A 19340-nucleotide genomic window follows, 5' to 3' on the forward strand; every position below is an offset into this window, starting at 1 on the left:
GTGGAAAAACTTCAGTTCGACAACTTGCAGGAGACGCTGTACAAGGAAGTGATGGACAACGGGCTTCACGTTTACGTGCTGCCCAAACCCGGATTCCAAAAAACATACGCCACGTTTGCGACCAAATACGGCTCGGTCGACAACCATTTCCGCGTGGAAGGACAGGAAGAGGTTTCCGTGCCCGACGGCATCGCCCACTTCCTGGAGCATAAAATGTTCGAGGAGCCGGAGGGGGACATTTTTGCCACCTTCGCTTCCAACGGGGCATCCGCCAACGCGTTCACAAGCTTTGACCAGACGGTATATCTTTTTTCCGCCACCGAAAACGTCAAGACGAATCTCGAGACGCTGATCAATTTCGTGCAGCATCCTTATTTTACGGACCAAAACGTGGAGAAGGAAAAGGGCATCATCGGCCAAGAGATCAACATGTACCTCGATAACGCGGACTGGCGCGTCTATTTCGGCCTGATCGAAGCGATGTATCAGATCCATCCGGTCCATATCGACATCGCCGGCACGGTGGAATCGATCAGCACCATTACGAAAGAAACGCTTTATACGTGCTACAATGCTTTTTATCATCCAAGCAACATGCTGCTGTTCGTCGTGGGCGGCGTTGATCCGGAGGAAGTGTTTGAGCTGGTTCGTGCCAATCAGGCGGCTAAGGATTACAAACCGCAGGGGAAAATCGAACGCATTTTCGAGCCGGAAAACGTGGAGGTCGCGGAAAAACGCCGCGTCGCCAAACTGGCGGTATCCATGCCGAAATGCCTGTTCGGCTTCAAGGAAAAGACGGTCGGCTTTACCGGAGGCGAGCTGCTCCGCCGCGATTTGACGACGAAGCTGATGCTCGATTTGCTGTTTGGCACAAGCACGGAGCTTTATCAAAAGCTGTATGACGAGGAGCTCATTTCGGACAGCTTTTCGCATGAGTACAACAGCTCGCCTCAGTATGCATTTTCCGCGGTCGGCGGAGACACGCCGGATCCGGACAAATTGCTGGCGAGAGTCCGCGAGGAAGTGGACAACGTGCTGAAAAACGGGTTTAAGGAATCGGATTTCGAACGGGCCCGCAAAAAGAAAATCGGCGGATATCTCCGCATGCTCAATTCGCCGGAAAACATCGCCCATGAATTTACCCGCTACCAGTTCCGCGGCAGCGATTTTTTCTCCGTCGTCCAAGTGTATGAGTCCATTACGCTGCAGGAAGTCAACGACCGCCTGAAGGAACACGTGGATTGGAATCAGATGGCGGTATCGATCGTGGTGAATCCTTAATGGAAAGTCGGGGAGAGGAGAGCTTGGCCAAAGCGCTCGGCGACACGACGGTGCTGGTCACGGGCGCAAGCCGAGGGATCGGAGCGGCCATCGCCGAACGGTTTGCGCAGGTGGGGATGAACGTCGTCATCCATTACGGCGCTTCGCATGAAGCGGCCAATGACGTTGCCCGCCGCTGCATGCAGCACGGCGCCAAAGTGTTGACGGTTTCGGCGGACCTCAGGGACAATGGCCAGATCTCGCGCATGAAGGATAAGCTGGAAAGCCACGGGCTGATGCCCGACATTTTGATCAACAACGCCGGCATTTCGCATTACGGCATGCTTGCGGACGTGACGGAGGAGCAGTGGGATGAAGTCATGGCCGTCAATTTGAAAGGATTGTTTTTGTGCACGCAGGCGTTTATGCCGCACATGGTTTCGCAGCGTTACGGGCGGATCATCAACATGTCTTCGGTATGGGGCATTTCCGGGGCCTCCTGTGAAGTGCTGTATTCCACGACCAAAGGAGGCATCAACGCGTTTACCAAGGCATTGGCCAAAGAGCTTGCGCCTTCGGGAGTGACCGTCAACGCCGTCGCGCCCGGCGCGGTGAACACGGAGATGCTGGGGCATTTGGACCCGGAAGAGAAGCGGATGCTCGAGGAGGAAATTCCGGCAGGACGACTGGCCACCCCGGATGAAATTTCGTCCCTTGTCTATTTCCTGGCGCTGCCGGAATCCGGTTATATCAACGGCCAAGTGATCAGTCCCAACGGGGGCTGGATTACCTGAAGCTGTTAATGGCCAATGGCGTCCTTCCCTGCATAGGCAATGGTTCTTGAGGTTATATTACAACTGTTGATTTTAAATCTCATGCGCCATAGCTAAGGGAGGACTTATCAATGACCGTAATCAAAAATTTTGATACCTGGAAAAAGTTTCTGGGCGAACGCGTCATCCAAGCCGAAAAGATGGGAATGAGCGAAGAAACGATCGCCAACCTTGCGTATGAAATCGGTGATTTTCTGGATGCGAAAGTCGATCCCCAAAACTCTTCGAACCGCGCTCTTAAAGAGTTATGGGAAGTCGGCAACAAAGAGGAACGGCGCACGATTGCGCGCTTGATGATCAAACTGGCGAAGAAAAACGTCTGATCGGTTTGAAGGGTGCTTTGACGCAAACCATCGCTCATCTGAATCCTTGCCACCGAGAAGCCCCCGTAAGGGGGCTTTTTCTCTAATGGTTACAGTATTGAACTTGTTTTTCACAAGCATTTTATATATCATTAACGTGACCCGACATTACGGCATGGAAGCAACATGATCGGAAGCGGCCGAGGCTTGAGTTGAATTTGTCGAAATGTGCGGGAAAAGCTCAGATGGGGTGTCATGGTGGAAGAGAATCAAACGAAACAACCGAAACAGTGGTACATGGAATACCGCATACATAAAAACCGTCCGGGCCTGCTCGGGGATATCGCGTCCCTGCTGGGCATGCTGGAGGTAAACATATTGACGATCAACGGCGTGGAGGGGAAAACCCGGGGCATGCTGCTTGAAACCGATGACGAAGAAAAGATCCGCCTCATGGGGGCGATGCTGAAAAAAGTGGACAACATTACGGTTTGCGCGCTGCGCGAGCCCAAATTGGTCGACATTCTCGCCGTCCGGCACGGACGGTACATCGACCGGGATTCCGATGACCGCAAAACGTTTCGGTTTACCCGGGACGAACTCGGATTACTCGTCGATTTTTTGGGTGAATTATTTAAAAGGAGCGGCAATCAGGTCATCGGCCTGCGGGGCATGCCGCGCGTCGGCAAAACCGAGTCGATCATCGCGGGCAGCGTATGCGCCATGAAGCGGTGGACGTTCGTATCGTCGACGCTGCTCCGGCAGACGGTCCGAAGCCAGCTTTCCGAAGACGAGATGAATCCGGCCAACGTGTTTATCATCGACGGCATCGTCAGCACGATCCGTTCGAACGAACGCCATTATAATCTGCTGCAAAACATTATGCGGATGCCAAGCACGAAAGTGATCGAGCATCCGGATGTTTTTGTGCAGGAATCCGAATATACGTACGACGATTTCGACATTATCGTTGAATTGCGCAACAATCCGAACGAGGAAATCATATACGATACATTCACCAGTTCTTATAATGACGACATATAAACCTATATTTGGATGAGGAGGTGATGGCATGTCCGAACTTGGACAGCAATTGAGAGAAGCCAGACTGCAAAAGGGAATGAGTCTGGACGACGTGCAGGAAATGACGAAAATTAGAAAAAGATATTTGGAGGCCATCGAAGCAGGGGATTATAAGGTGTTGCCCGGGAGCTTTTATGTGAGGGCCTTCATTAAAACATACGCGGAAACGGTGGGCTTGGATCCGGATCTGCTGCTGGAGGGACATAAGCAGGAGGCGCCGGCCGAACCCGAACCGGTCATGGAGCCGGTGATCCAGAAACGGAGCAGTACCCGTTCTTCGGAGCGCAACGTCAAATGGCTTTCCACGACGCTGATGTGGATTTTTCCGATTTTGATCATCGTCGTGATCTATTGGTATGCCAGCAGCGCAACCCATCCGAAGTCCAACGGCGTCGATCCGGCCAAGGTGACCCAAAACCAGCAGGATCCTTCGAAAAACGAGGCCGCCAATACGACCACGACGCCGCCGGCCGGTCAGGACAAAGCGGGTGAAAACAAAGATAACACTGCGCAAGGCCAAAACGAAACCGGCGGAGGAACGGCCGGAGGCAATCAGCAGACGACGCCGCCGGACAACGGGACGGGAACGACGACCGATAACGGCAATACGTCGACCGATAACGGCAATGCCACGACGGACAACGGCGGCACGACGACCGACAACGGTACGGTTGCCCCTCCGGGAAATCAGGCCGTCACGGTTGAAAAGGATCGGAAGAGAGGCAAGGACACCATCTTTAAAGTGGCCGCTCCTGCCGGAACTCCGGTGACGGTCGAAATCAAAGCGTCGGGCGAAAGCTGGGTGGAGGTCTACAAAGGCCAAAACATCCATGGGGAGAAGCTTTCTTTCGGAAAAACGAAAAGCGGCGACGCCATGTCGTTCACGCTTGATTCGGCAGGCCTGTACATCAAATCCGGCTATTCGCCGGCAACGACGATCACGGTGGGCGGCCAGACGGTCACCGACGGCAAATCGGTATCCCGCATATTGCTGAATCTCGTGGATTCCGGCACCGTAAATACGACCGGAGACCAGTCTTCCGGCAGCAATGCCGGCAACGCCGACAGCGGCAATGCGGCGGACGGCGGCGATTCGAATTCCGCGTCCGGCAACGATTGATCCGAACCGCTTTCAAAACGAATAAGCCCGTATCCTCGCGGAGACAATAGAACTATTGGCATAAAGTTCATATCTCCCATGAAAGAGGTGCAGGAACGATGGCAATCAGCTGGATCGTAACCGGTATTGGCGTTATTGTCAGCCTCCTCGGGTACTATTTGACTCCCAACGCTTGGGGGTACGGCATATTGGGTTTTGGACTGGCATGGGTCGTGCTGGGGATTCTCAACATGTTCAGACAACCGGTCCCTGACCGCGACAAGGCATAGCCGCAGGAGACATTTCTTTCGGGCGCACCCCGGAAGGAATGTCTTTTTGGCATTTGACCGCGGGATGTTGGCGGGGTGTTATCCGCCGCCCGGCAAAGATTCGCATAAATACATTAGACTTGTCCGCAACATTTTCATATAATATGACATGAAGTTTTAAGAAAGGACGTGTAGCAATGGCTTCCGAAAATTCATTCGATATCGTTTCCAAGTTCGATCTGCAGGAAATGAACAATGCCATCAACCAGGCGGAACGAGAAATCGAAACCCGCTTTGACTTTAAAGGCAGCAAAAGCAGCCTGAAGCTGGAAAAGGACGCGCTCGTCATCGTTTCGGACGATGAATACAAGCTCAAGTCGGTCATTGACATTTTGCAGTCGAAAATGATCAAACGGGGCCTATCCCTGAAAAACGTGGATTACGGCAAAATCGAACCGGCTTCGATGGGAACGGTCCGCCAGCGCATCGGCTTGAAACAGGGAATCGACCAGGAGAACGCCAAAAAAATCAACGTGCTCATCCGCGATTCCAAGCTGAAGGTCAAAAGCCAAATCCAAGGCGACCAAATCCGCGTGACGGGGAAAAGCAAGGACGATCTGCAGGCTGTCATGCAGCTTTTGCGCAAGGCGGATCTTCCGCTTGATTTGCAGTTCACGAACTTCAAATAACTTCCCAGGCAGGCACGCGCCGGGGATTGGTTCCCCCGAAAGGCGCTCCCCTCAGGCTTTTGACAGGGAATAAAACGTTATATTATACTTGGGGAGAAGTGCATGTGGATGTTTTTACATAGCTGTTTCCGGTACCTCGGTGCCGATCATTTGAATTCATTCATCAAGTTTGCTTGATCCGGGGAGGGTGCACATTGAATTTGCCCAACCGTATTACCATTGCAAGAATTTGTTTGATTCCGATCATGATGGTGTTTCTTTTGGTGGATTTCAGCTTCTATCCTAAACCATTGGTCTGGAATTCTTACGAGCTGCCCTTGAATCAGCTTGTCGCTGCATTCATTTTCGTTTTGGCGGCCAGCACGGACGGTATAGACGGTTATTTGGCGCGGAAGAACAACATGGTTACGAATCTGGGTAAGCTGCTTGACCCTTTGGCGGATAAACTCCTTGTGGCAGCGGTGCTGATCTCCCTCGTCGAGATGGGGAAATGCGATTCGTGGATTGCGGTCGTCATCATCAGCCGCGAGTTCGCGGTGACCGGGCTGCGCCAGATCGCGCTTTTGGACGGATCGGTCGTAGCCGCGAGCAAATGGGGAAAAGCGAAGACGGTTGTTCAAATCGTTGCCATTATCCTGATGCTCATCAACAACTTCCCATTTGAACTGATCGGCATTCCGCTGGACACGATCGCCACTTGGGCGGCTGCGTTGATCACGATTTATTCGGGTATCGATTATTTCGTCAAAAACAAACATCTGCTTCGGCTATCCAATGCGTAAACGGCAATAGGTTCAATCCTATTGCTTTTTCTTTCATCAGACGGAAAGAACTTCCGCTGTTTCTGGTTGCCCGGAGAAGGATATATCTTTTTTATACGGCACATTCGCCGTATCGTGCCAAATTTTTTTAAGCGGGGCGTCTTGGATGCGCCGATTTCTAGGAGGAGTGACAGCATGAAAGCGGAAATTATTGCGGTAGGAACTGAACTGCTGCTGGGACAAATCTTGAATACGAACGCGCAGTATTTATCCCGGGAGCTTGCGGCCATGGGGATCGACGTTTATTTCCAAACGGTCGTCGGCGACAACATGGGGCGTCTGCAGCATGCCATCGAGCTGGCTTCGGAGCGGGCGGACATTCTGCTTCTGACCGGCGGGATCGGACCAACCCAGGATGACCTGACCAAAGATGCGCTTGCAGCCGTGCTGGGGCGCGAATTGCATATCGATGCTGCGGCGATGGAGCAGGTGGAGGAGTTTTTCGTCAGCCGCGGCCGGGACATGACGGAAAACAACCGCCGCCAGGCGCTCGTTATCGAAGGGTGCACGCCGCTTCCGAACGAAACCGGTTTGGCGGTCGGAGTGGCCATCGCCCAGGACGGCAAATTTTACATCGTTCTACCGGGTCCGCCAAAAGAAATGAAGCCGATGTTCGACCGGCAGGCGAAACCATGGCTGCAGCGGCATGCGTTGACGGATGAAATGCCGATTTATTCCCGGATGCTGAAGTTTGCCGGCATCGGCGAATCGCTGCTGGAGGATAAGCTGCTTGATCTGATCCAGGCCCAGAGCGATCCGACCATCGCCCCTTACGCCAAGGAAGGCGAGGTTTCGGTGCGGATTTCCACGAAGGCGGCAAGCGAGGCCGAGGCGGAGAAAAAGCTGGAGGCGATGGAAGCCAAAATTCAAGAGCGCCTTCCGGGGCATATATACGCAAACACGGACATGCCGATCGAACAAAAGATCGTGGAGATCATGTCGGAGCGCGGGTTGACGCTCAGCGCGGCCGAAAGCTGCACGGGCGGGTTGCTGATGGAGAGCATCACGGCGATCCCGGGCAGCTCGGCGATGTTTCTCGGCGGATTCGTATGTTATTCCAACGAGATGAAAGAGAAGCTTCTCGGTGTGCCGCGTTCTCTGCTCGAAGGGGATCAGGCTCCGGGGGCGGTCAGCCGCGAAGTGGCGGAAGCCCTTGCCGACCAGGTTCGGACGATCACAGGCAGCGATTTCGGGTTGTCGGTCACGGGGGTTGCCGGACCGGGCGATTCCGAAGGCAAACCTGCCGGCCTGGTATACGTCGGCCTTGCGGAGCGGGGAAAAGATACCGAGGTGTTTGAACTGCGGCTGGGAGGCAACCGGGAGAGCGTCCGGGTCCGTTCGGTCAAGACGCTGCTTTACCGGCTCTGGCTGAGATTAATTTCCAAGTGAGGCCTTCCCCTTCGAAGGGCAGTTGTGCTTCGGCGTTCAAAAGAGGTATAATACGAGCATACGGAAGAACCGTGCAAACAAGGATTTGCTGCGGTTCTTTTCTTTTCCGGGCCGCGGCTTCCAGCCGAAAGGAGAAATGGGCCGAAAACAAAAAAAACGAATGTATGTTCGAAAAAATGCTTGGCAAACGTTCCAAAACAAGGTATGATATCAATATAAACGGTGAAGGATGTGAGTTTATTGTCAGATCGTCGTGCTGCGCTTGAAATCGCGCTTCGTCAGATAGAGAAACAATTCGGTAAAGGGTCCATTATGAAATTGGGCGAATCGACCCACATGCAGGTGGAAGTCGTTCCCAGCGGTTCCCTGGCTTTGGATATAGCATTAGGTATCGGCGGACTTCCAAGAGGCCGCGTCATTGAAGTATACGGTCCGGAATCTTCCGGTAAAACGACGGTGGCTTTGCATGCCATCGCCGAAGTTCAAAAGGCTGGCGGACAAGCCGCGTTTATCGATGCGGAACATGCTTTGGATCCGCTTTACGCTAGCAAGTTGGGCGTAAATATTGACGAGCTTTTGTTATCCCAGCCGGATACGGGCGAGCAAGCGCTGGAAATCGCCGAAGCGCTCGTCCGCAGCGGAGCGGTAGACATTATTGTCGTAGACTCGGTTGCTGCGCTTGTTCCTAAGGCCGAGATCGAAGGCGAGATGGGCGATTCCCACGTCGGCCTGCAGGCCCGCCTGATGTCGCAGGCGCTGCGCAAGCTGTCCGGCGCGATCGCCAAATCGAAGACGATTGCCATCTTTATTAACCAGCTGCGCGAGAAAGTCGGCGTCATGTTCGGCAACCCCGAGACGACTCCAGGCGGACGAGCCCTCAAGTTCTACTCTTCGGTGCGCCTCGACGTTCGCCGCGTAGAAAGCATCAAGATGGGCAATGACGTGGTCGGGAACCGTACCCGGATCAAGGTGGTCAAGAACAAGGTGGCGCCTCCGTTCAAACAGGCGGAGATCGACATCATGTACGGTGAAGGCATTTCCAAGGAAGGAAGCATCATCGATATCGGCACGGAATTGGATATCGTCAACAAGAGCGGTGCATGGTATTCCTTCGAAGGGGAGCGCCTGGGCCAAGGCCGCGAAAATGCGAAGCAGTTTTTGAAGGAAAATACGCAAATTTGCGATACCATCGAGCAGAAGATTCGGGAAGCAAGCAATCTGACGACGGTGGTGCCTTCTCCATCAGCGACCGAGCTGGAAGCAGAGCAGCTGGAAGAGCAGGAATTGTTAGAGCTTGAATAAATAAAGTATGACTTCAATCCAAGGCGCCCTGGCGATTCGTCCAGAGCGCCTTTTCTTTGATTGCGAAACAGGGCAGGAGGAAGCGAACGTGCAGGAAGACATACGGAACCGGCAAGATCGGCCGTACCGGCAGGAGCAGCAGGATATGGCGGATATCAGCCTTTTTCCGGACGGCGTGGATTTGGTCATCACCGCGGTGGAGCGGCATCCCAAGCAAAGGGGACAATACCAAGTCTCATTCGGCGAATACATGCTGCTCATCCATGAAGACACGATGATCAAATACCGGATGCTGAAGGGCAGCATCTTTACGAAGCAGGAGCTTGAAGAAATCGTGCTGGCGAACGAAAAGCAGCGGGCGTACGTCCAGGCGCTAAAATACTTGGAACGGAAGCAGCGGACGAAAAAGGAATTGGCGGAGCGGTTGCGGCAGAAGGATTTCGGGCAAGCTGTTACGGAGCAAGCCCTCGACAGGCTGGAGCGGGAAGGCCTGATTAATGACGAGCTGTACGCCAAGCAGTGGGCCGAGCAGCGCATTTCAAGCCAGAGGAAGGGAAGGGCCTGGGTGAAGCAGGAGCTTCGCCAGAAGGGCGTCGACAGCCTTCTGATCAGCGAAGCGTTAGCCGAGGTCAGCGAAGAGCAGGAGTTCGAAAGCTGCCTGGCCGTCGGGAGGAAAAAATGGAGGCAGACCCGCGGCGAATGCATGGACAAGAAGCGAAAAACAGGCGCTTTTTTAATGCGCAGGGGATTCTCGGGGGAACTCGTTCGCAAGGTGATCAATGAATTGGTCCGCGAAGACGGGGAAGCCGACGAGAACGAAGAGCCTTTTGCGTTCGATTAAGGCAAATGTTAACATATTATGAAAGCCTCTCTCTTGACAATATCTTTTCACAAATACTAAAATGAATATGAATCTTGTATAGAAAAGAACCCTTTTTCCTTCCAAAAAAGGCTCGTTTCTGTCAGATTCAGCAACGCTAATTCATATGGATAATGCCCGTTTTTGCGGGAGATTAGAATCGTTGATTTGCGATTAGTGTAATGATGAAACATGTTGAATGGACAACTGAAGAAAATCCCAAGGAATACCTTGGAGGAACCAACGAGGAGGTGAAATTATGCCTTATCTATGGCTTTGGATCATTCTCGTTGTAGCCGGATTGTTCTTGGGGTTCGTGATTGGATATTTTATTCGCAAATCTCTTGCAGAAGCTAAAATTTCAAGTGCTGAGCATGCTGCGATGCAAATCATCGAAAATGCGAAGAAAGAAGCTGAAGCACTGAAAAAAGAAACGGTACTGGAGGCGAAGGACGAAGTCCACAAAATCCGTACCGAAGCTGAAAAAGACACTCGTGAGCGTCGAAATGAAATTCAACGGCAAGAAAGACGATTGTTGCAGAAAGAAGAGTCGCTGGATAAAAAGATTGAATCGCTGGAACGCAAAGAAGAACAAGTGGCTAACAAAGAGAAGCGCATCGAAGAAACTCAGCAGCAGATTGATTTGATTTATAAAACTCAGGTCGCTGAGTTGGAGCGGATCTCCAATCTTACGATGGAAGATGCCAGAAGCATTATTTTGAACAACGTGGAACAGGAAGTAAGGCATGAAACCGCACAAATGATCAAGGAGATCGAGCAGCAGGCCAAGGAGGAAGCGGACAAGAAGGCGCGCGAAATCGTGACTCTTGCCATCCAACGCTGCGCTGCCGACCATGTCGCGGAAACAACGGTATCTGTCGTGACATTGCCTAACGAGGAAATGAAAGGCCGGATTATCGGTCGGGAAGGCCGGAACATCCGGGCACTGGAAACCCTTACCGGTATTGATCTCATTATTGATGATACGCCTGAAGCCGTCATTCTTTCCGGATTCGATCCGATCCGCAGAGAAATTGCGCGCACTGCCTTGGAAAAACTCGTGTCGGATGGCCGAATTCATCCGGCCCGGATCGAAGAAATGGTGGAAAAATCACGCAAAGAGGTCGACGAACGGATTCGCGAATACGGCGAACAGGCGACCTTCGAGGTGGGAGTTCACGGACTGCATCCGGATTTGATCAAAATTTTGGGCCGTCTCAAATTCCGTACCAGCTACGGTCAAAACGTGCTGAAGCACTCCATGGAGGTTGCTTACCTCACGGGACTGATGGCCGGAGAGCTCGGGGAAGACATCGTGCTTGCCAAACGTGCCGGATTGTTGCATGACATCGGAAAAGCGCTGGATCATGAAGTGGAAGGATCGCACGTTGAAATCGGCGTGGAACTAGCGAAGAAATACAAAGAACATCCGGTGGTTATCAACAGTATCGCATCCCATCACGGGGACGTGGAGGCAACTTCCGTCATCGCGATGCTGGTCGGCGCGGCGGATGCACTTTCCGCGGCGAGACCGGGAGCGCGTCGCGAAACGCTTGAAACGTATATCAAACGTCTGGAGAAGCTGGAGGAAATTTCCGAATCCTTCGAGGGCGTCGAAAAATCGTTTGCGATTCAAGCCGGACGCGAGGTTCGCGTCATGGTGCAGCCTGAGAAAATCGATGATGCGGAAGCATTCCGCTTAGCACGGGACATCACGAAAACGATCGAAAATGAACTGGACTATCCGGGGCATATTAAAGTTACCGTTATTCGCGAGACCCGGGCGGTTGAATACGCAAAATAATGATGTATGGAAAAGTGGCCGCGTTAGAGGCCACTTTTCATCTTTTTAGGCCCGTTTGGAGGTCCGTACTTAAGGAGGGGAACGTTATTAACGTTTTATTTATAGGGGACATCGTCGGAAGCGTGGGCAGAAAGGCATTAAAGGATACGCTGCCTTCCCTGAAAGCGAAATATAACCCGCATGTCATTATCGTCAACGGCGAAAACGCCGCATCAGGCCGAGGAATTACCCAGTCGATCGCCAAAGATTTTTTCGAATGGGGCGTCCACGGCATCACGATGGGCAACCATACGTGGGACAACAAGGACATTTTCGATTTTATCGATGACGAACCGCGCATGATCCGTCCTGCGAATTTTCCGCCGGGAACGCCGGGACGCGGGGCTGCGGTCATTAAGGCGAACGGGAAGGAGCTTGCCATCGTCAACCTGCAGGGCCGGACGTTTTTGCCGGCGATCGACTGCCCGTTCCGTACAAGCGATGAAATCATCGATCAACTGCGCAAAAAACATAAATGCATCCTGGTTGATTTTCACGCCGAAGCGACGTCGGAGAAAATCGCGATGGGATGGCACCTGGACGGTCGCGCTTCGATTGTCGTCGGCACGCACACGCATGTGCAAAGCAATGACGATACGATTTTGCCCGGAGGCACGGCCTATTTGACCGACGCCGGCATGGTGGGCCCGAAAGACGGCATACTCGGCATGGAGCGGGAAGCCGTTTTGCGCAAATTCAAGACCCAGCTGCCGGTCCGCTTTGAGGTGGATAAAGGAAAATGGCAGTTCCACGGGCTGTTCGTGCAGCTTGACGAGTCCACGGGAAAAGCCAAAAAGATGGAAAAAATCCGGCTGCTCGAAGACGAATGGATCATGAGCTGAACCAAACCAGCCTCTAGGAAATGGGAAATGGGATGCCTGAGACTATCGATGTGTTTTTGAAGGGGAAATTGACAAAAAGAAGGAATTATTTTCCCGCTCACGAATAACATCTATTATGTGGAAGCTAACCATCAACATTCCCAGGGGAGGTTCTTACCATGGAAGTATTAAAAGTTTCAGCAAAGTCCAATCCAAATTCTGTTGCCGGTGCTCTAGCTGGCGTGCTTCGTGAACGTGGTGCTGCTGAACTGCAGGCAATCGGAGCGGGGGCGCTAAACCAAGCCATTAAAGCGGTTGCCATCGCCCGGGGATTTGTCGCGCCAAGCGGTGTTGATTTGATCTGCATTCCAGCTTTTACGGATATCGTGATCGACGGGGAAGACCGGACCGCGATAAAGCTCATTGTGGAACCGAGATGAATCCGGTCGCCGATACGTTGTTGAAACCTGTTTATTGATATAAGCTGAATGAAGCCGGGGATTTAGGAACCGACGTCCGTGGCTGGCATTCAGTTTATATGGGATAGACAGGTTTTTTTGCATTTTGGAAAAAAGATGACCCTGCGAGGCATGAGAAGGGAGTTAACAAATGTGACTTTTCCGGTGATTGATTTTCACTGCGACGTACTGAGCAAAATGAGAGAGGACTACGGATTGTCTTTTAAAGACGGGGCTCAGCTTGACGTAACGTATGACCGGATGCTGGAAGGGGAAGTCATGCTGCAATGTTTTGCCATGTATTTGCCCGAGAGCTGGGGAATTCCGCGGTATGAATTCATTTTGGATCAGATTGACGCGTTTAAAACGAGAGTGATGCGGACCGGGGAAGGCGTCCGGTGGTTAAAATGGAAGGAGGACGCGGAGGAGCTTGGCCGAACGATCAAAACGGCGGTATCGGGCGGGTCCCGTCACCTTCCGTGGGGACTGTTGTCGGTGGAAGGCGCCGACGGCTTCGAAGGCAACCTGTATTATGTCCGGATGTGTTATGAGCTTGGGGTCCGTTTTCTCGGCATCACCTGGAATTACGCCAATTGGGCGGCGGACGGCGTGCTTGAGCAAAGGAACGGCGGATTTACGGAAAAAGGCAAAAAGCTGATTGAATTGGCCAATGAAACGGGACTCCTCCTGGATGTCTCGCATTTGTCCGAAACCGGATTCTGGGAGCTCGCGGAACGGACCGCACGTCCCTTTATCGCTTCCCATTCCAACGCCAAAGCCGTCTGTGCGCATCCGCGGAATTTGAACGATGACCAGATTCGGGCGATCATCGCCATGAACGGGCGGATCGGTTTGACCTTCGTGCCGTGGTTCGTGCGCGATGGCGGCGAAGGGGCCGTCAAACCGGAGGAGCTGCTGCGCCATATCGAGCATATTTGCGCGCTTGGAGGGGATGACCACCTGATGTTCGGGTCCGATTTCGACGGGATCGACTCGTGGATCGAAGGGCTTGAGCATCCCGGAAAATACCCTGCATTCGCGGAGCTGCTGTCCCGGCATTTTCCCGAAGCCTCGGTCCGGAAATGGATGTCGGGGAATGCGCTTTCGTATTTGACGAGCCATCTGCCGGAACGGGATAACGCAAGTGCCGGATAATGGTTAACGTGTCACGCTTGCCAAATGTTGGGGATGGGCGGCGTCTGCGCATCAGGATCCAACGTCCGTCCAGCTGCCCCAAGAAGCCGGCATCCTGCCAATTGGAAGGGCTGCGGGCCCCTTCATATTTGACAATCTTGTAGCGAAACGCAAATAATCGGCGCAGAAGGTGCTTGCTTCACCGGCAGCGCCTTTTTATTTTTGGGTAAATGGAGGTATAATGGTTTGGCGTACAGATCATAGAGAAAAAATAAGGAGTGATCCACGTGAGTAAAACTGTACCTGTTGGCGTTTCCGCCAGACATATTCATTTGACCCAAGAGCACATCGAGGTGCTGTTCGGAGAAGGATATCAATTGACCGAGTTTAAACCTTTGTCCCAGCCGGGCCAATTTGCGGCCAATGAAACGGTTGCCGTGATGGGGCCGAAAGGCGGGTTCGAGAAAGTGAGAATTTTGGGCCCTGCCCGAAAAGACAGCCAGCTCGAAATTTCCCGGACCGATTCTTTTGCGATCGGCGTCAAAGCGCCTGTGCGCGAATCGGGCAACATCGAAGGAACACCCGGCATCAAAGTGAAAGGCCCTAAAGGCGAAATCGAACTGGAGCGGGGCGTGATCGTTGCAGCCCGCCATATTCACTTTCATACATCCGATGCGGAAAAATGGGGAATCGCCGACAAACAAATGTTGAAGGTTCGCGTCGGCGGCGAACGCGGTCTCGTATTCGAGAACGTCATTGCCCGCGTGTCCGATTCCTTTGCGCTGGACATGCATATCGATACCGATGAAGGAAACGCGGCCGGCGTCAAAACCGGGGATACCGCTGAAATCATTGACTAATTGCCAGCTTTACATGCATAGGGTTGATAAAACGGGAGAGCCATCTCCCGTTTTTTTATTCGCGAAGCCGTACCGCCCGTCTTGCCTACATACACCTTGGTTTTCGGCACCCGCCAGCTCGTAAAAGCTACGATTTTCTGGTTGGAGGAAAGTGGCTAACGATGGATGTTCATGCTATAATTTATTGGAATGCCTTTTAGGCTTGAAGGTTTGTCCCCAAGGGAATTGAAGGAGTGATCGAAAGCATGGCCAAGGAAACGAAGGATTACTCCAAATATTTTGATTTTTCCGACGCCAAGGTTCTGTCAGAGGATGAACACGGCAAAACCATTCGCATCAAAGGTCGGGAAATTCATATTATTTCGGAGCCTAACCATAGACAAAGCAAGAAGCGCCGCCGGGAGGAAGTCCAGGTTCTGTATGAAACGGCCGTGCCCGAGGAGCTTCGCGGGATCGGAAACGGAAAGCATTACATCGTGTATACGTACGGCTGCCAGATGAACGAGCATGATTCGGAAACGATCAAAGGCATGCTGGAGGAAATGGGATACACGCCGACGGAAGACCGCAAGGAAGCCGACATCATTTTGCTCAACACCTGCGCGATCCGCGAAAATGCGGAGGACAAGGTGTTCGGCGAACTCGGCCATCTGAAACATCTAAAAAAAGAAAAACCCGGGCTGCTGCTCGGCGTCTGCGGCTGCATGTCCCAAGAGGAAAACGTCGTCAACCGCATCATGCAAAAACACGGGTTCGTCGATATCATCTTCGGAACGCATAACTTGCACAGACTGCCTCATTTGGTGAAAGAAGCGTTATTCAGCAAGGAGATGGTCGTCGAGGTCTGGTCCAAAGAAGGCGACATCATCGAAAACCTGCCGAAAAAACGGGAAGGACTGCGCGCATGGGTCAACATCATGTACGGATGCGATAAGTTCTGCACGTACTGCATCGTGCCGATGACCCGCGGCAAGGAACGCAGCCGCCGTCCGGAGGACGTCATCGCCGAAGTGCGCGATTTGGCCCGCCAAGGCTTTAAGGAAATTACGCTGCTCGGGCAGAACGTAAACGCTTATGGCAAGGATTTCACCGATATCAGCTACAGCTTCGCCGACCTGATGGACGATATCCGCAAAATCGATATTCCGCGCATCCGGTTTACGACGTCCCATCCGCGGGATTTTGACGACCATTTGGTCGAAGTTCTCAGCAAAGGCGGCAACCTGGTGGAGCATATCCATCTGCCGGTGCAGTCGGGAAGCAACGAAATCCTCAAAATCATGGGCCGGAAATACACCCGGGAAATCTATCTGGAGCTGGTCCGGAAAATCAAAGAAGCCGTTCCGGGCGTCGTCCTGACGACGGATATCATCGTCGGGTTCCCGGGCGAAACCGAAGAGCAGTTCGAAGAGACGTTGTCGCTTGTCAATGAGGTCGGATTCGACTCCGCGTACACGTTCATTTATTCGCCGCGCGAGGGCACGCCGGCCGCCGTCATGGAGGACAACGTCCCGATGGAGGTTAAAAGCGAACGCCTGCAGCGGCTGAACCGCGCCATCGAAGTGCACAGCCGCAAGAGCCACGAAAACCTGCGCGGACAGATCGTCGAAGTTCTGGTCGAAGGCGAAAGCAAAAACAACGCTTCCGTATTGGCCGGACGGACCCGCACCAACAAGCTGGTTCATTTTGAAGGCGGCAAGGAGCTCATCGGCAGCTTCGTCAACGTCAAAATAACCGATGCGATGACCTGGTACATCAAAGGCGAAATCGTGACAGAAACAAACGAAGCTCCTGCACTCGCTCATTAAGAGTCAATTTAACGGAATAGGGGTAATGTAAGGTGACAGAAAAGGGTCGTATCAATAGTTTGGGCATGATGTCATACGATACCAGGGATTTGATCATCCGCGACGATATTATGGCAAAGGCCAAAGAACTCGCGGAACTGATCTCTGGCAGCGAAGAAGTCAAACAGTACCAGAAGGCGGAAGAAAAAATCCGCAATCATGAGCATGTGCAAAAGCTGATCGCAACGCTCAAAAAGCGGCAAAAGGAACTTGTGGCTTTCGAATCGTTCCAAAATCCGCAAATGGTTGCGAAAATCGAAAAGGAAATGGAAGAACTGCAGGACGAGATCGACAGCATCCCGCTCGTCGTCGAATTCCAGCAAAGCCAAAGCGACATCAACTACCTGCTGCAGCTGGTCATGTCGGTCATCCGGGATACCGTTTCGGAGAAAATCAACGTGGAAGCGGGATCGGACGAACCTCCTGCAAGCTGCGGGTAAGATGGATAAGAAAGGCGGCGGATCATGCATCCGCGCCTTTTTTTAGGATATAGGCTTCAAAATCGGATTTAATTAAGGCTTTATAAGCCGCAAGCGATTCTTTATGCATGAGGGAGGTGGCGGCAGGTGAATATCAGACCGACGCGGCCGGGGGAGAAGCTTCCGGCATCTTTGTTGCTGCTTGCCGATCCGGACTGGTCCCAGGTGGAGAAATATGTGGACAAATCCAGCTGGACGGTGGCCGAGGAGAATGGAAATTTGATCGGCGTATGCGGCTTGATGCCTTTGGATCAGGCTTCCGCGGAAATCATGAATTTGGCGGTCGACCCGGATTGGCAGGGGAAAGGGCTTGGCAAACGGCTGATCGCCAGCGCCTTGGAGCAGGCTCAAGGCCAAGGTTATCAAAAGGTGATCGTACGGACCGGGAATTCCAGCTTAAACCAGCTGGGATTGTATCAAAAATGCGGATTCCGGATGATTCGGATAGAGCGGGACTATTTTGTGAACAACTATCCTGAGCCAATATTTGAAAACGGCATTCCGTGCCGGGATCAAATCGTTCTGGAGCTTATGCTCCGCATGGAATAATAACGGACATTCAAGACAGCATGGGGGGAATACAGATGAACGCATTGGAGGAAATGATCGCCAGAGGCGAAAACACGTTTTGGTCTTATTTGGGCTGCGAGTTCGTATCGGCAGACGAGGAGAAAATCGTGATCGCTTTGGATGCCAAGGAACACCATACCAATTCGATGGGCATCATCCATGGAGGCGTGCTGACGTCCCTGATGGACCAGGCGATGGGGATGGCGGCAACGGCTGCGGCGGAGCAGGACAGCTGCGTCACGACAAACCTCAACGTGCATTTTATGTCTGCCATGACGACGGGAAAACTCATCGTAACGGCAAAGGTCATTCACCGCGCGGGCAGATCCATTACGACCGAAGCGCGCATCCATAACAGCGAAGGGACGCTGGGCTGTCTGGCAACGGCAACCTTTCGAATCGTGAATCGCAAGTAGGTTATCGGGCACGTAAACCCATCCATTGAACAAAAAGGGACTTGACATTTGTTATCAGTAAATCATAATGAAAGTATCAAAAAGATACTCTATGTGGTGATGATATGAACGAACATCGGAAAGAACAGGACACTTCACCTGAAGCACGGGCTTATTCGGCCAAAAAATACCGGACGCCAGACGGCGTGCCGGCGGATATCGTCATGTTCACCCTGACCAAAAGGGAACGGAAAACGGTGACCAAAACGCTGCCGATCCGCGAACTGAAGGTGATGCTGGTCAGGCGCAAATCGTGGCCGTGCGCGGGCATGTGGGCTTTGCCGGGAGGATTTTGCCGGGAAAGCGAATCGATCTATGATGCGGCCAAGCGGGAATTGAAGGAAGAAACCGGGGTAGACGGAGGGCATTTGGAATACCTCGGGGTATACAGCACGCCGGGAAGGGATCCGCGGGGCTGGATTATCAGCCATGCTTTTTTTGCTTTGGTGGAAGAATGGATGCTTGAAAGCAGGCAGGCCGCCGATGATGCGGGCGAAGTGGGGCTGTTTGGCATTGAAGAGGCGCTCAGCGACTTGGAGCTGGCATTCGACCATCGGGACATTATCCGGGACGCTTACATGCGGATTCAAAAGCAAATGCTGCATTCGACGATCGCCCGCCAGTTCCTGCCCGAACAGTTTACGCTCAGCGAGCTTTACCAGGTCATCCAGACCGTCGTGCCCGAATTCAGCGAACCGAATTTTATCCGCAAAATCACCTCTACCCGCAGCAGGCAAGGGATTTTGGAGGAAGTCCGGGACGAAAACGGCAAGCCGCTCAGTTCGAACCAATATTCGCAGCGTCCGGCACAGCTGTACCGGTTTACCGACTACGTGCCGCTGTTGTCCATCTACACGTGAGCTGCAGGAAAAGGCAAGCAGACCTCACGGCAATGGCGCTGCCCGCTGAGGGCTGCCCACGAAAATAGGGATACAAGAAAGAATCGAAGGCTTGAAGAGTCATGGAC

At 52.7% G+C, this 19340-nt stretch carries 21 protein-coding genes; all 21 read left to right on the forward strand.

Features of this window, described 5'->3' with window-relative positions:
• The 21 genes from yfmH (at position 1) to AC27KL_RS08310 (ending at position 19233) form a co-directional block, all read left to right on the forward strand.
• Positions 1–1281 carry an EF-P 5-aminopentanol modification-associated protein YfmH gene (yfmH, locus tag AC27KL_RS08210; protein WP_487169386.1) on the forward strand — a complete coding sequence of 427 codons (1281 nt, stop codon included), beginning with the start codon at positions 1–3 and terminating at the stop codon, positions 1279–1281.
• Positions 1281–2054, forward strand: a complete 774-nt coding sequence (gene ymfI / locus AC27KL_RS08215) for an elongation factor P 5-aminopentanone reductase (RefSeq protein WP_487169387.1) — start codon at positions 1281–1283, stop codon at positions 2052–2054. Before yfmH ends, ymfI begins: the two co-directional genes overlap by 1 nt.
• A 110-nt stretch (positions 2055–2164) precedes the next feature.
• The gene (locus tag AC27KL_RS08220) at positions 2165–2416 is read left to right on the forward strand and encodes a DUF3243 domain-containing protein (RefSeq protein WP_036707022.1); all 252 of its coding nucleotides are present in this window, start codon (positions 2165–2167) and stop codon (positions 2414–2416) included.
• A 234-nt stretch (positions 2417–2650) separates the two neighbouring features.
• Complete coding sequence (locus AC27KL_RS08225; protein WP_339321282.1) at positions 2651–3439, forward strand: DUF3388 domain-containing protein; 789 nt, start codon at positions 2651–2653, stop codon at positions 3437–3439.
• 28 nt (positions 3440–3467) lie between these two features.
• Positions 3468–4598 carry a RodZ domain-containing protein gene (locus tag AC27KL_RS08230; protein ID WP_487169388.1) on the forward strand — a complete coding sequence of 377 codons (1131 nt, stop codon included), beginning with the start codon at positions 3468–3470 and terminating at the stop codon, positions 4596–4598.
• A 98-nt stretch (positions 4599–4696) separates the two neighbouring features.
• Entirely contained in the window at positions 4697–4867 is a 171-nt protein-coding gene (locus AC27KL_RS08235; protein WP_197069909.1) for a hypothetical protein, read from the forward strand.
• Positions 4868–5043: 176 nt separating this feature from the next.
• Positions 5044–5535 carry a YajQ family cyclic di-GMP-binding protein gene (locus tag AC27KL_RS08240; protein ID WP_036707032.1) on the forward strand — a complete coding sequence of 164 codons (492 nt, stop codon included), beginning with the start codon at positions 5044–5046 and terminating at the stop codon, positions 5533–5535.
• A gap of 194 nt (positions 5536–5729) precedes the next feature.
• A complete protein-coding gene (gene pgsA / locus AC27KL_RS08245; RefSeq protein WP_036707035.1) occupies positions 5730–6317 on the forward strand; it encodes a CDP-diacylglycerol--glycerol-3-phosphate 3-phosphatidyltransferase in 588 nt (195 codons plus the stop codon).
• 174 nt (positions 6318–6491) lie between these two features.
• A complete protein-coding gene (locus tag AC27KL_RS08250; RefSeq protein ID WP_487169389.1) occupies positions 6492–7745 on the forward strand; it encodes a competence/damage-inducible protein A in 1254 nt (417 codons plus the stop codon).
• A gap of 240 nt (positions 7746–7985) precedes the next feature.
• Entirely contained in the window at positions 7986–9047 is a 1062-nt protein-coding gene (gene recA, locus AC27KL_RS08255; RefSeq protein ID WP_339321279.1) for a recombinase RecA, read from the forward strand.
• Between the two features lie 145 nt (positions 9048–9192).
• Complete coding sequence (locus AC27KL_RS08260; RefSeq protein ID WP_339325184.1) at positions 9193–9888, forward strand: regulatory protein RecX; 696 nt, start codon at positions 9193–9195, stop codon at positions 9886–9888.
• Between the two features lie 277 nt (positions 9889–10165).
• Entirely contained in the window at positions 10166–11710 is a 1545-nt protein-coding gene (gene rny, locus AC27KL_RS08265) for a ribonuclease Y (protein WP_036707039.1), read from the forward strand.
• Between the two features lie 86 nt (positions 11711–11796).
• Positions 11797–12591 carry a TIGR00282 family metallophosphoesterase gene (locus AC27KL_RS08270; protein WP_487169431.1) on the forward strand — a complete coding sequence of 265 codons (795 nt, stop codon included), beginning with the start codon at positions 11797–11799 and terminating at the stop codon, positions 12589–12591.
• 158 nt (positions 12592–12749) lie between these two features.
• On the forward strand, positions 12750–13010 hold the full coding sequence (locus AC27KL_RS08275; RefSeq protein WP_006286829.1) for a stage V sporulation protein S: 261 nt from the start codon (positions 12750–12752) through the stop codon (positions 13008–13010).
• A gap of 150 nt (positions 13011–13160) precedes the next feature.
• Positions 13161–14183, forward strand: coding sequence for a dipeptidase (locus AC27KL_RS08280; protein ID WP_487169390.1), 1023 nt, complete (start codon positions 13161–13163; stop codon positions 14181–14183).
• 266 nt (positions 14184–14449) lie between these two features.
• Positions 14450–15022, forward strand: coding sequence for a phosphate propanoyltransferase (gene pduL, locus AC27KL_RS08285; protein ID WP_212948991.1), 573 nt, complete (start codon positions 14450–14452; stop codon positions 15020–15022).
• Between the two features lie 245 nt (positions 15023–15267).
• Positions 15268–16830, forward strand: coding sequence for a tRNA (N6-isopentenyl adenosine(37)-C2)-methylthiotransferase MiaB (miaB, locus tag AC27KL_RS08290; RefSeq protein WP_339321277.1), 1563 nt, complete (start codon positions 15268–15270; stop codon positions 16828–16830).
• A gap of 65 nt (positions 16831–16895) precedes the next feature.
• A complete protein-coding gene (locus AC27KL_RS08295) occupies positions 16896–17309 on the forward strand; it encodes a YlbF/YmcA family competence regulator (protein ID WP_052146784.1) in 414 nt (137 codons plus the stop codon).
• A gap of 126 nt (positions 17310–17435) precedes the next feature.
• Positions 17436–17897 (forward strand): GNAT family N-acetyltransferase, encoded by a 462-nt coding sequence (locus AC27KL_RS08300; protein WP_339321276.1) that lies wholly within the window; start codon positions 17436–17438, stop codon positions 17895–17897.
• A gap of 35 nt (positions 17898–17932) precedes the next feature.
• Complete coding sequence (locus AC27KL_RS08305) at positions 17933–18334, forward strand: PaaI family thioesterase (protein WP_487169391.1); 402 nt, start codon at positions 17933–17935, stop codon at positions 18332–18334.
• Positions 18335–18438: 104 nt separating this feature from the next.
• Positions 18439–19233, forward strand: a complete 795-nt coding sequence (locus AC27KL_RS08310) for an NUDIX hydrolase (protein WP_036707046.1) — start codon at positions 18439–18441, stop codon at positions 19231–19233.
• The last annotated feature ends 107 nt before the right edge of the window (positions 19234–19340 follow it).

This window comes from Paenibacillus sp. YAE3 (assembly GCF_057546105.1).